Source organism: Sinobaca sp. SA16-1 (genome assembly GCF_059510515.1).
In genome coordinates this window covers 25224-38577 of sequence record NZ_JCAKFL010000006.1, presented here as the reverse complement: position 1 = coordinate 38577, position 13354 = coordinate 25224, and the positions used below count along the sequence as shown (strand labels likewise).

The window sequence follows — 13354 nt, the reverse complement described above, 5'->3', positions numbered from 1 at the left end:
TAGTTAAAAGTATACTATTTCATAAGAGAATAAGGATCAAGAATGAAGTTCCACGCGTGGGATGGGATTATGTATGGGCTCATTGTCGATAGAGGAAACAGCGATATTAGTGGAGATTAACGGATTCAAAAAACAATACGATTCTTAGAGATAATGAAGGACCACCGAAACATAACTTACCTAAACACGGGTTTTATTGTTAACTGTTTATATGGCGTATAAACGACTCATAAGGGGGGAGGAGCTCGTAGTGGACTCCAGCGTATTCCAGATAAAAACAAGAAAACGTGTTGAAATCATGGATGAGGAAGAAATTATTTTAGAGGGGATAGATTATATTACAAAATACATTGAACTATTCAAAGAAAGATTAAAGTATGATGTACATAGTGCCTATGCATGTTACGAGTATTGCAGAGGACCCTATGCTATTTTAGGTAACAAAAAAGTTCAATTCGAACATACAGGAAAAGAAATAAACATACTCTATACAAACTTCAATAAAAATAGTCATCTAGAGGTAATAGACATATTACAAATATCGAGGAATTATCCTCTGTTAGAAAGTACTCGGTATGAAAAGAAGTTAAGTGCGGAACTTATTGATGTATATTTGAAGAAAATTATCTGAATTATCTTTTATTGGAGACTGATCTTTTGCTGTATCTTCATTTACAACCTGTTTTTTTAATCTTCGATTCGTTTCATCTCTTTGATTATTAAGAGGAAAGACAAGCACAGTGTTGCCATTTCAAGGTAAACAAAGCATAAGATGAAAATATCTATGCTTTGTTTTTTTGTTTTCTGAAAAGCCGTTTCAAGAAGTTGGATTGTGTTAAACAAAAGAGTGCCCTCGTTTTATTAAATGCCTGTTTCTTGAACATAGTTGGCAAAAGCAGTAAACGCTTGGCTGGACACCTGCTTTTGTCTGGAAAAAAGGCGGGTAGTAGCGAGTTGGTACGGTTTAGGAATCCTATACGTATGGATACGATCATCTATTTCAGAAAAAGCAGACTTGGTTAAAAGTGTATATCCGATCCCTGCTCGGACGCAGTTTATCATCGTTTCCAGGGTACTCACTTCTACTACATTTGTTAAAGAAATTTGACGGTCATGCAACCATTCTTCCAAAGAAGCCCGTAACGGGCATCCTTTGGCGAAAACGATCCACGTCGCCTGTTCCATATTCGGAAAATCAGAAGACCCATGGTTATTCGAATCCGTGAGTAGAACGATTTCTTCTTGCACTTCATAAAAAACGTGCAATGGTGATGTGTCGATATCGCCTGTGGCAAAGGCGCCATCTAACTGTCCATTCAGTACCTTTTCATAGTTGTGGGGGGAAGTGCCTGTGAAAAGGGAGAGGGCCACCTCAGGATAGGTACGTTGAAAGGTCGTTAAGGCACGAATAAACGGACCGGAAGAGGCTACCGTTTCTACTACCCCAATGGCAAGCGGCCCAGATGGATAATCGGGTTCTTGCACAGCTTGTATGGCTTCCTCCATCTTAAGCAAAACCTCTGAGGCGTACTCACGAAAAAGAAGTCCTTTTTCCGTTGGCGTGACGCCTTTTGGATGTCTTAGAAAAAGCGGGGTGCCAAGCTCCTCTTCCATTTTACGAAGCCGCATTGTAATGTTTGACTGCACGTAATCTAGTTGTTTGGATGCTCCCGTTATGCTGCCTGTTTGCATAATGGCCATAAATATCTTTACATCGTTTAACTCCAAAGGAATCCCTCCATTAGGTATCAGTACAAGTGATGTATCTATCATTAGTAATCATTTTATTAGATAGAAAGGACAACATACAATAATAGTAGTTCCATAAATAATCTTAGTGGCGCTATCCAGTTGCTATTTAAACCAAAAGGAGACCTGTTTATGAATGACTATTCTCATCTTTTTTCGACGTATCAGTTAGGGTCGATCATTTTGCCAAATCGAATCGTGCTATCCCCTATGACTCGTACGAGTGCCGACGCCTTCGGCCTGGCTACGGAAAGAATGGCTCAGTACTATACTCGCTTTGCGAAGGGTGGTTTTGGTCTTATTATCACGGAAGGGTTGTTTCCGGATACCATCAATAGCCAAAGTTATGAGAATCAACCTGGCCTGGCCACCAATAAGCAAGCGGAGTCATGGCAATCCATTGTGCAGTCGGTACAACAAGAAGGCGGGAAAATAGTAGCTCAATTAATGCACGCGGGGGCACTGATTCAACATGAACAATTTATTCCTCGCGCTCCATCAGCCGTTAAACCGATGGGAATAATGCTCGAAGATCATGGAGGACAAGGGGAATTTAAAGTCCCCAAAGAGATGAGTCAAGAAGACATTCAACAAGCCATCGATAGCTTCGCTCAAGCGGCTCTTCGTGCAAAGCAGGCTGGCTTTGACGGAGTGGAAATCCATGCAGCGAACGGCTACTTGCTCGATCAGTTTATCACAGACTATACGAACCAACGATCAGATAAATATGGCGGCTCCATCGAGCGACGAATTCGCATTGTGGTAGAAGTAATACAGGCCATCCGTCGAGCTGTCGGGCCAGATTATATGGTAGGTGTTCGTATTTCTCAAGGAAAAGTCAATGACTTTCATCATAAGTGGGCAAACGGAGAAGAGGAGGCAAAAGTTATTTTTACCGCACTGGCTTCCGCCCAACCGAGTTATATTCATACGACCGAATATAAAGCGAGGGAGCCGGCCTTCCAAACTGAGGGACCTACGCTGGCGCAGTTAGCTAAAAAGTACAGTCACCTTCCCATTATCGCCAATGGAAAGCTAGGTGTGCCAGAAGCAGGGGAATGTCTCTTAGAGTCGGGAGATACCGATCTAGTGGCTATTGGTACGAGTGCCCTGGTCAATCCAGACTGGGCCCACAAAGTACAAAGGGGCCAGCCATTGACCCCTTTCGATCATTCTTTCTTACAGCCGATCGCCACGTTAAAAGCAGAAGAGGGAATGGTTTAAATCATAAAACGCCGAGTCTCCTTATCTATTGATACAAGAGATTCGGCGTTTTATGTTTTTCCATCGAAAGGATACGGCTTACGCGTTGTCTTTTCTCTCTATGGCCACTTTCCAGGCCTTAGGCACTCGTACTATGTCATAAGGGTTCCGTAAATAGTCAATCGATGGATAATTCACATCCCACCTTATTTTTCCTTCTTTTTTTCTTCCCACCTTTAAAAAGGAAATAGAAGGCCCTATTTTTAATCCCTCGCTATAAAACCTTCCTGACTCCCATACAAAAGAAAGATAGGTAACCCCTCCTTTTTTATAGCTATATACGTTTGTAAAAGGATGCTGCAGAAGTTGTTCGCTAATATCAATAACTCGTTCTTCCACGTAGGATGCAGCATGTTCATTTTCCTCTTTGTTATTCCTGTTTTGGAATAAACTTATCATAGAAATGCCTCCTTTTTCTTTCCAAGCTAGGGGGAGTGATATACTATTAAAGAAACGTTTGTGTTTCTACATTTTATAAAGAATAGCTGCTTGGTGATATATCTAAAAGAAGTCATTTCCCTGAATTATCTTTATTATTAAAGAGATTATAGAGCTTTTACCATTGAAAATAAGGGGGAAGAATAATGGATCAAGTGGATGTGGATATTTTAAATATTTTACAAACGGATGCGAGGATTAAAATCGTTGATTTAAGTAGAAAAATTAATATGACACAGCCCTCGGTAAAAGAGCGCATGACTAAATTAGAGGAAAAAGGCATTATTGATTCGTATCGAGCTGTTATTTCTCCTGATAAAGTGGGCAAAGAATCTATTTCTTTTATTATGTTTCAAACAAGTTGGTGCGATGATTTTATTGCCTTTTGTAAAAAAGCCCCGGAAGTAGTGGAGCTCCATCGGATCAGTGGCCAATATAATTATTTAGTAAAGGTCGTAACAAACTCGATGAAAGAACTGGATCATTTTACGAATTCGTGTGCGTCGTTTGGCCATTCTACCGCTTTGATCGTATTAAATAGCCCGATTGAACATAAGGCTCTTGTACCGGAACAGCCAGAAAAATAATAGATGGTGTAAATTAAAAGAGAACCGTTATTTTGTGCTATAAAACCATAAGCATACAATTTTACAAACAAAAAGGGAGAGAAGAGGCTGATGAAAGCACTTCTTCTCTCCTTTTTCCTTATACTTTGCATTGATTTTAAAAAAAAGTGTAAGATTTATCGACAGAAAGGTATACTAATCTAACTTTTAACTATTTATTGAAGGGTGTTTAAGTAGACTACCTCTTTTACTTCATGTCGAACTGTTTCATGCCCTGATTTAATACCTTTTCCAACGGCTATCATCATTACATCTAGGAAACTACTAGGAATCTTTAATACTTTCTTTAAAGGATCTGAACGATATCCTGACATGGTAATGGTTTCAAGACCGGCTTCATTTGCCAATAAAATGAAAGACATCGCAGCTAAGCTAGCGTCACGAACGAGTTCCATTTTTAGTTCTTCTTCCGATTTGTTGGCATAGTAATTGATAGCAGCATGATAGCCGATAAGTGTTCTGTTAACCTTGTTCAGCAATCGAGGCCATATTGCAGAAGAACCACATTCAAAAAGATATCGCATATTGAAACATTCAGAGCCAGGAGCTTTGCTTTAATAATGTAACAGAATAGGTTATATTAAATGCACATTCTACCTAAAGGGGTGTATCTATATGCAAAGTGAAGAGGTCAAAACTTGTGTACCGACGGGTATTGATTTAACAGATACTGGATTTGGTTATACATTGTCCTTAATAGGAGGCAAATATAAAATGACCATTTTATATTGGTTATCCGAAAATAAAGTCATTAGGTTCAACCAGTTAAAACGAAATATAGATACTATATCTTTTAAAACGCTCAGCGTTATGTTAAAAGAATTGGAAGCTGACGGACTTATCATACGTGAGGAATTCCCACAAATACCTCCGAAAGTTGAATATTCATTATCTGAACGCGGTCTTTCTCTCATTCCATTGTTAAATATGATATGTGAGTGGGGAGAGAAAAACAGTCCGCTAGCTTCTGAGGCTATACAGAAGCACACATAGCTATTTTGTTTAAATCAAAAGAAAGTATTTCCTAAACAAGGAAATACTTCTTTTTTATACCTTTAATAAAGCTTGCCCATTATAGATTGTCAACGAAATTTATATAAGCCTGTGCGCTTTTTTCTAATTCGCTTGCAGATTGATTATCCAATTCGGTTGCTGACGGATCGTTTTCCCCCGGCTTACTTTCTGTACCATAAAACGCAAAGAACGATCGATAATCTGCACTGCAGTAAAGGAAGGTAGTTTCAAAAGGAGATAATAAATGTTCAAGTGTATAGCGATATCTTCCCTTTTCACTATAATCTTCTTCTCTAATTCCAGCAGATACAGCTAAAGCAGCTTTACGATTTTTTAATTTATCGCCATTGGAACCATAAGCCCAACCATGGGTAAAAACATCATCAATCCATTTTTTTAGGAGATGTGGGCAATTAAAATTTTGAATGGGGAACTGTAAAATGAGATTACGATGCGATTCAATTAATTGCTGTTCTTTTTCCGCATCAATGTTTTCGTCAGGGTAAACCTCATGCAATTCGTGAACGGTATACTTTTCCGGGTATTTTTTGAGTTCTTCTACCCATCGCTTATTTATGAGGGATGTTTCCATGACTGGGTGTGTTACGATAACAAGTGTTTTCATAAAGTGACTCCTCCTTAAGTGTTGTTCCTCCTTAGTGTAGAAGCCATATTTATTTTTTGTAAGTACGCACTTTTTCTACAGGTACTTTCTTAAATGTAAGTAGAGTGGAAGAATTTAATGAAAATCAGGTAAAACTATGAGTTCTAAAGTTATATCTAAAAGTGAGATTAGTAACGAAATATGCCAAATGATTTCAAGTTGTTTTTCGGGTAAAGAGCTTTTGAAATTGTTGTGATCACAAATGTTATTAATATATTGAATAAAATCCTATTTGTATGGGTGAAGCTTAAATCGCTTCTTTGCAGTATGAAGCTAACAGGCGCTATTGCTGAACAATGAGCAGTCACTTTTTTACTAAATAGATCAGAATATTTCTAAAATAATTAAGAAACCCAGCTAATCTTCTCATGTGAAGGTAGCTGGATTTTAAAGTTGAATGGGCAAAATAACACTTAAAATAAGCGCCATTTATCGTTCAAAGTGACAACCAGTTATGATCTATGAATATAAGGTACATCTGAAAATATTATCTTTTAAACAAAATAAGAGATTGCCCGTTTTTGGACAATCTTTTACATAAGTAAATTCAAATGATCAAGGATTAACGTTCTTCTAAATGTAATAGAGATGTTTTTTTGAAATTTTATTCGACGTTTTCCTTAATAATGTTTATAAGATCTTGTTCATAAGAGCTCAATTTATTTGATAAGTTGGAATATATAAACTAAGATTCGAATGAATTTTCCCTATTTTACCCTCCATAGTTAACGCTCCAAAAGAGAATAGACAATAAAATTCTTTCTGGAAATTTTATTCGATTTCTCTAAACAACTATTCTCAAATACCTCTACATCATGTGCTGTTCTTCTCTAATAAACACAACTTGAGATATGGCGGTTTCTAGCTTCGTAACTGCTATACTGTTCTGCTTTTTTTTATCTTACTTTGTGCTTTAAGAAGCAAAATATCAAAATAGTTCTCTAATCAATTTTAATAGTATCATCGTGTTGAGTGAAAATAAAGTTGTTTACTTTTTCAGTAAACACGCTTCGTTTCTGGCATGCTTTCCTTTTGCTTTTACTGACAGCTTTAATGGTATTACTTCAATATATAAAGTTTTCCTTATATTTGTCACAAATAACTTTTGAGTTCGTCTTAGGTATTAAAAAGTAAAGGACGTGCTAGAAAATGAAAAATCAGAAAGTAGTCATCATTGGAAGTGGGCTTGCTGGCTATGTAGCGGCTCTGTGTTTGGCAAAGGAAAAAATACCGGTTCTGCTTGTGGAACAGGCAAAATCTGTTGGTGGCCGCGCAAAAACGGATATCTTTAAAGATCAGTTTTTTAATTTAGGACCGCACGCATTTTATAAAAAGGGGAAAGCGCCTGCCATTTTAAAAGAACTGGGCATTGTACTTAAAGGAAAATCACCGAAACTTAATGGGCTGCTTTTGGAAAAAAATGAAATGCATACATTGCCATTATCCTTGGGAGGAATTTTTTCAACTTCTTTTTTAAACATGAAGGAAAAAATGGAATGGATGTCTTTCTTAGTGAAAATAACTAAGATCGATGTATCATCGGTTAAGGAGCAAAGCTTTCAGCAGTGGGTGGAAGATCGGGTGAAATCTACGAAGGTTCAACAGCTCGTTTATACGATGGGCCGTCTCGCAACTTACAGTCATGCTCCGGATCAGACGGATGCCAAAGTCATCCTTACTCATATACAGCGTTCTCTTGGAGGAGCGATCTATATTGACGGTGGCTGGCAATCAGTTATCGACCAACTGAACAATCAAGCTGTGATGGCAGAGGTCCAAATTCAAACCGGAACGAAAGTAAAAAACATCACTATTCAAGAAGAGGGTTTATATACGCTGCAATTTTCAAGTGGAGAAACTGTTACAAGTAAAAATGTGATCTATACAGGAAAGCCAGACTTACTTCCTCACATTCTTCAACACGAATTTCATGAAAAGCCATACTATAGTAAAATGCAACCAATAACTGGTGCCGTGTTAGACATTGCATTAAGCAAACTTCCGAAGCCTAAGAACTTAATTGCTCTTTCGGTAGACGATGCCTTCTACTATTCTGTCCATTCTCCTTATGCGAGGTTATCAAAAAAAGATAACAGCGCGGTGATTCATGTAATGAAATACCACCATCCAAATGAAGTGACAGATGCTAAGAAAGAAAAAATGGATTTAGAACTCTTTCTTGACCGATTGCAGCCAGGATGGCGTTCCACGCTCATCACCAGTCGCTATCTTCCGCACATTACTGTAAACCAGCGATTGCCGCTTCCTGGTGATGCAAAGATATTAAATAAATCAGAAACCACTTTGCCCGGTTTCTTTATTGCTGGAGACTGGGCTTCTCCAGACTCTATACTGGCGGAAGGTGCAGTTAGCAGTGGAAAACAGGCAGCACTTGAACTCCTAAAGAAAGGGGATTGAATAATGCAAATAAGCAATGAAGATTATGAAGAGTTAAAGCCTTTACTGTTTTCCTTGGGCTATCGTCTACTCGGTTCGGTGACAGAGGCAGAAGACTTGGTTCAAGAAACATTTCTAAAGGCATATCAACTGGATGAACAATGGATTGACAATAAAAAAGCATACTTTTGTAAAATAATGACCAATAGTTGTCTGGATATATTAAGGTCTTCTAGAAAAAAACGTGAACACTATATCGGCCCATGGCTCCCAGAACCTCTTTTAATCTCTAATAATTCGTTTAATGATCCTGTTAAATATGTTTTACAAATGGAAGGATTAAGCATGGCTTATTTACTAATGATGGAACACCTTACACCAACAGAGCGTGCTGTATTTCTTTTACGACAAGTGCTGGAATTTTCATATAGAGATGTCAGTATTATCGTTGAAAAGAAAGAAGATAACTGTCGTAAAGTTTTTAGCCGCGCAAAAGAAAAACTGGTTAAGACAGAAAAAGAAAGCCTTCACTATGAAAAGAACCGAGCGATGGTCAATCAATTTGTGGAAGCCTTTCAAAAAAACAAACAGCAAGACATGCTAGAGTTAATTTCTGAAAATGTTACACTTTACTCCGATGGTGGTGGAAAAGTAAAAGCTGCGCTTCGCCCAATTTTTTCAAGCGAAAGAGTATCTGCTTTTTTATATGGAATTAAGAAAAAATCCCCTCGAAATTTATCAATAGAAGAAATGACAGTCAACGGACAGCCTGGTCTTGTATGTTATTTGGAGGATCATTTATATGCAGTGATTTCCTTTTACATCCAACAAGAAGTAATTCATGAAATATATCTTGTCTTGAATCCAGATAAGCTATCCGTAACCAATTGATTGATTAGATGTCAAAGTATAATAACAGCTTTTAATAAAGAAGGTATAATGTACGAAGAGTAATGGAGAATGTTCCGGCATCCATCTCAATGGCTGATTTACACTGAAAGATTAATATTGCCTATGACTGTATAAACTTTTATACATAACCATCCGTTAAAGTACGTTTTTACAAAAAAAGGGGAAAAAGGCTAAGCAAAGCACATTTTTTCTCTTTTTCTATCTTATTAGATTCTAATAAGTTGGATTGTGTTAAGTTTATGATCTTTTTTTAACTTACTTAGAAATTAACTTCATTTCTTTGGGTATATCTTTTTGTTGAATAAACCACAAATTATTTTCGGTTCTAGTACAAGCCACATAAAACTTCCCTAAAGTTAAAGGCTTTAAATTTTTCAAGTCATTTTTATTAAATGCGTTAAAGGTAGTATCATTTAGAATTATACAAACATTTGTGTAAGAAAAGCCTTTGGAATCTCCCCAATTACTAGAATTACATCTGTAATCGGCCGCTTTTTCATAAAATAATTTCGTTATTGAGTTGTCATTAAAAATTCTTTCAATTTCTGTTGGATCTTCTATAAATTCAATTGTTGAAGTATGCTCGTGGTATGACTCAATATTAATTTCAAGTTTTTCTTTGACGAATACACATACTTCCTTAGAGCATCTATAACTTTTTAATAAAGTTTCTTCATCAAAGAAAAAGCCAGCTTCTTCAAGTTTTTTTCTATAGAAATTTTTATCAGAAAAAAGTTTTTTTAAATTATTTCCTCTTCGACTTGAATCATATGTATGTTGGTTAAAATCCCCTACTAATATAACTGGAATACTAATTTCTCCTAAAGATTTCATCCAATTAAAATCGTCAGATGCTAAATCTTGGATTTCATCTATAAATACATTATCAAAGTACTTTTCCATTCTTGGTTTAAATTCAGGAAGTGATTCCAAAATATATTTTGCTATTCTATTTGAATATACGAATTTTTTATCTCGCGTAAATGGTGAAGTATAAGAATAGTGTGGAGTTTTATATAATATATTAGTAATTGGTTCTAAACATAAAGGCTTTATAATAAAATTCAATAAAAAATGAAAATATCCATACACATAAACATTTTCCGGCATATAACCAAATTTTTTAATTATTTTTTCTTTTAAATTATTTTGATTGTTTATAGTATAAGTTAATATCAAACTTTTCTTTTCAATATCTAACTGATCTATAATAAAGCTTGTTTTTCCAGAACCAGCTACAGCATTTAATACAACTTTATCACTTTTTAAGGTAGCCATTTAATCGCGTCCTCTATATATTTAGGAATAGTAAATTTATTAATATCAGTTTCTTCATTATCATTCATAAAAAGTTGAAGTATTCTAAAGGCAGCTTCTGCTTTACTATTTAACATAAAAGCTTGAACTCCATTACTCATATTGGTGTTTTTCAAATACCGTTCTAAAAATGCCTTATTTTCATTATATATGCATACCTCAAAAGTGTAGTTTCCATCCTCTTGATCTGCAAAAATTTTAATGTTTTTTGGGAGCTCTCCATAGTTTTCTTTTATATTGTTTGCGTAATCTTTATCATTATCTGTTATTATAGCTACTTTTTTATTAAGTAAGTCTGCTATTTCGATGTAACGCTTAAAGGTTTTTCCTCCACATGAAATTATAGATATATCATCGCTATGGGGCTCCGTACCTTGAATAACTTTATAGAATTCGTTTAAAAGAATATATTCTGCATCACCCTCTACTAAAATCGCCTTAGATGATAATATAAAATCTAAAATGTTATGATTTGGTGCCTTCTGAAAAAATTTAGTGGTGTCTTTATTTAAATCGTCTAGCTTTATGAAATTATCTTCTGTAAGAAAAATGGCATTATGTAAATCAAGCCTAGCTGTAATCATATTACTGTGTGTTGCTATAAATGTCTGCTTTTCACTTTCTGTCTCAATCATTTTATCAATTAGCTTGTGCATATTCACATGACTTAAATGACTTTCTGGTTCTTCAATAAGAATAATGCTAGATTCTGCAGCAGAAGTAGTCAACATAAACTCAGTATTAATAAACATCCTTTCTCCTTGGCCTAGTTCTTGGATTGATATACCGGCTTTTTCTGCTGTGATATTTTGCTGAAAACTTGTATTACCACTATCGTCTAATTTAATTGAGACTTCATTCTTTTTTTCTAATTGAAATTCATTATAAAGTTTGTTTGAAAATTCGTTAGTAACATGCCGATACTCATTATTGATTCTATGTCTTTTAGAAGCATTTGTCTTGCTTTCATATATTCTTTTTACATAATCTTTCATTGCGTAAGCAGAATTTACTTTAGTAGCATCTAAATATGCATAATGCAGAAACCCTGAATACTTTTTATAACTATTATAAGACTTTTTAGAAAAAGTACGAAATTCCACTTTATAATATTCAAATGGAAAAATCTCTGTTTCTGATAAAGAAGATCTTATTTGCTCTGAAAACTCATCGTCAGGACTAAATTTTAATTTTAATCCATTTAATTCCCTCTGTGTCGAATTATGTTTTCCATTAATTTCGTGGTTTTGAATAGACTGATCGAGAAAAAGTTCAACTTCGACTATAGGCAAATCTTCATATTTTTTGTCGCTATGTAAAAATTCAGTGATCGTTTCTTTATTAAAAAGAGAATGTATTCCATACTTTTCAATAGTCGAGTAGCTACCACTTAAAACAGTTGAAATAGCTAATAAAACAGTCGATTTTCCAACTCCATTTTCACCAATTAGTACATTTCTACCAGGGTTAAAAGGAATCTCTTGGTTTTTAAATTGTTTAAAGTTTTTGAGCAATACCTTTTCAATCATTGAATTACCTCCATTTAATTATTTATTAATTCTAATTATTTTATTACCAATTACCATTTTAACATTTCATTCAAACTTAAAATATTTTATTGAAATCATAATTTTGTAAGCCTGTTCATAAAAGTGCGATTTCACAAACAAAAAGAGAGAGAAAAGGCTGACAAAAGCACACCTTCTCTCCTTTCGTATAGGAACTGCTTCGGATAATCTGATAATATGTAAATCGAACTCTTGATAAGGTTTTTTCATTTTCAATTATATATAATTTTGGTTGACCTTCATTTTGCTAATACATTTACAGCTTTTTCTCTAAAGCAAATCATCTTTTATTTAAAAAAAGGAAGCACTGATATAATAATCAATGCTTCCTTCTACTTATTGGATTAAATAGCGGCGAAGTTTAAGAATCAGCTTTTTATCTGTCTCAAAAGAATAATGAGGACTCAGTGTTTCAATTAAATCTTCCGCTACTAATAAAGCATGAACGTAGGCAGTTTCGAGTTCCTCATTTATTAATTTAGAACTTATTAAAGTATATTCCTTATACACTTCTGTACTCAGATCATTTTCCAAATTTTTTGTGCTGTTTAGCCACCGCTCTACATTTTGTTCCTTAATTCTTAACAATTGTAAAATATACTTTTGCACACTCGTTAAAACTTCTAAAGAACGTGCCAATTCTCCTCTTTTCAAAACGTTTATGCCCGTCAACCAAGAATTTACGAAATTATTAAAAGAAAAATTCACGTTTTCATTTGTCATTCGCTCTGGTTTACTGTTGCCTAAATCATCCAAATGCGATTTTAACATCCCTGAAGCGTCATAAATAAACATGGACTTTGTATCCGGAAAAATTCCCGTAGGCTTAAAATTTTTGATAATTCCTATTTGGGAAATGGGTGAAAAATGAAATTCTCCTCTAATCAAATTGGAAAAAATAACAACTTCTGTCCCAAACTCGTTATGGAACATCAAATCATAAGAGGCTATTTCTGCAACCCATACCTTCGAATCGAAATCCTCAAATATACTGTCATTTATAAATATATAAAACTCGACATCTGAATATTGATCCGCTTCGCCTTTTGTAAAGGAACCATACATCATACATGATGTTACACGAGAATCTTGTTCACACTTTTCTTTAACCGATTGGATAATTTGCTTTTGAAAAATCATTTATAAAACCCCATTCTATAATTTTTTTAATTAGAGTTGGGGTATTTATCAACCACTGAGTAACAAGAACAACACATACATAATGCTCCTTTCTCAACCTTTAAACATATTAACAAAATAAACTTAGCTCCTCAACTTTCCAAGTCTTTCTCTAATCAATTTTCAAAGAGAAGAATGTGCGAGTAGAACCGGAGAAAAATCGTCCGTAAAAGTACACTTTTAGGAACGCATAAAATAAGAGCAAAAAGAATCACTATGAACGTCCG

The 13354-nt window shown here is 35.0% G+C and carries 13 protein-coding genes; 6 read left to right on the top strand and 7 right to left on the bottom strand.

The window, feature by feature from the left end:
• Positions 1-250: 250 nt before the first annotated feature.
• Entirely contained in the window at positions 251-631 is a 381-nt protein-coding gene (locus AC5W2J_RS16320) for a hypothetical protein (protein WP_496060533.1), read from the top strand.
• Positions 632-861: 230 nt separating this feature from the next.
• Here AC5W2J_RS16320 and AC5W2J_RS16315 read toward each other — a convergent pair whose 3' ends face one another.
• Positions 862-1728 (bottom strand): LysR family transcriptional regulator, encoded by an 867-nt coding sequence (locus tag AC5W2J_RS16315; protein ID WP_496060532.1) that lies wholly within the window; start codon positions 1726-1728, stop codon positions 862-864.
• 153 nt (positions 1729-1881) lie between these two features.
• Here AC5W2J_RS16315 and AC5W2J_RS16310 point away from each other — a divergent pair, with 153 nt between their 5' ends.
• Entirely contained in the window at positions 1882-2973 is a 1092-nt protein-coding gene (locus tag AC5W2J_RS16310; RefSeq protein ID WP_496060531.1) for an oxidoreductase, read from the top strand.
• Positions 2974-3051: 78 nt separating this feature from the next.
• Here AC5W2J_RS16310 and AC5W2J_RS16305 read toward each other — a convergent pair whose 3' ends face one another.
• Positions 3052-3411, bottom strand: coding sequence for a hypothetical protein (locus AC5W2J_RS16305; RefSeq protein ID WP_496060530.1), 360 nt, complete (start codon positions 3409-3411; stop codon positions 3052-3054).
• Between the two features lie 185 nt (positions 3412-3596).
• Here AC5W2J_RS16305 and AC5W2J_RS16300 point away from each other — a divergent pair, with 185 nt between their 5' ends.
• The gene (locus AC5W2J_RS16300; protein WP_496060529.1) at positions 3597-4037 is read left to right on the top strand and encodes an Lrp/AsnC family transcriptional regulator; all 441 of its coding nucleotides are present in this window, start codon (positions 3597-3599) and stop codon (positions 4035-4037) included.
• A gap of 194 nt (positions 4038-4231) precedes the next feature.
• Here AC5W2J_RS16300 and AC5W2J_RS16295 read toward each other — a convergent pair whose 3' ends face one another.
• Entirely contained in the window at positions 4232-4600 is a 369-nt protein-coding gene (locus AC5W2J_RS16295; RefSeq protein ID WP_496060528.1) for a nitroreductase family protein, read from the bottom strand.
• 91 nt (positions 4601-4691) lie between these two features.
• On the opposite strand from AC5W2J_RS16295, the gene AC5W2J_RS16290 reads away from it, so the two are divergent.
• On the top strand, positions 4692-5069 hold the full coding sequence (locus tag AC5W2J_RS16290) for a winged helix-turn-helix transcriptional regulator (protein WP_496060527.1): 378 nt from the start codon (positions 4692-4694) through the stop codon (positions 5067-5069).
• 79 nt (positions 5070-5148) lie between these two features.
• Here AC5W2J_RS16290 and AC5W2J_RS16285 read toward each other — a convergent pair whose 3' ends face one another.
• Entirely contained in the window at positions 5149-5715 is a 567-nt protein-coding gene (locus AC5W2J_RS16285; protein ID WP_496060526.1) for an NAD(P)H-dependent oxidoreductase, read from the bottom strand.
• 1188 nt (positions 5716-6903) lie between these two features.
• On the opposite strand from AC5W2J_RS16285, the gene AC5W2J_RS16280 reads away from it, so the two are divergent.
• On the top strand, positions 6904-8172 hold the full coding sequence (locus tag AC5W2J_RS16280; RefSeq protein WP_496060525.1) for a phytoene desaturase family protein: 1269 nt from the start codon (positions 6904-6906) through the stop codon (positions 8170-8172).
• Positions 8173-8175: 3 nt separating this feature from the next.
• Positions 8176-9042 (top strand): RNA polymerase sigma-70 factor, encoded by an 867-nt coding sequence (locus tag AC5W2J_RS16275; protein ID WP_496060524.1) that lies wholly within the window; start codon positions 8176-8178, stop codon positions 9040-9042.
• Positions 9043-9318: 276 nt separating this feature from the next.
• Here AC5W2J_RS16275 and AC5W2J_RS16270 read toward each other — a convergent pair whose 3' ends face one another.
• From AC5W2J_RS16270 to AC5W2J_RS16260, 3 genes are all read right to left on the bottom strand, one after another.
• Positions 9319-10341 (bottom strand): UvrD-helicase domain-containing protein, encoded by a 1023-nt coding sequence (locus AC5W2J_RS16270; protein WP_496060523.1) that lies wholly within the window; start codon positions 10339-10341, stop codon positions 9319-9321.
• The gene (locus AC5W2J_RS16265; RefSeq protein ID WP_496060522.1) at positions 10329-11909 is read right to left on the bottom strand and encodes an ATP-dependent nuclease; all 1581 of its coding nucleotides are present in this window, start codon (positions 11907-11909) and stop codon (positions 10329-10331) included. The genes AC5W2J_RS16270 and AC5W2J_RS16265 overlap by 13 nt, the downstream gene beginning before the upstream one ends.
• A gap of 375 nt (positions 11910-12284) precedes the next feature.
• A complete protein-coding gene (locus AC5W2J_RS16260) occupies positions 12285-13088 on the bottom strand; it encodes a nucleotidyltransferase (RefSeq protein ID WP_496060521.1) in 804 nt (267 codons plus the stop codon).
• Positions 13089-13354 lie beyond the last annotated feature (266 nt).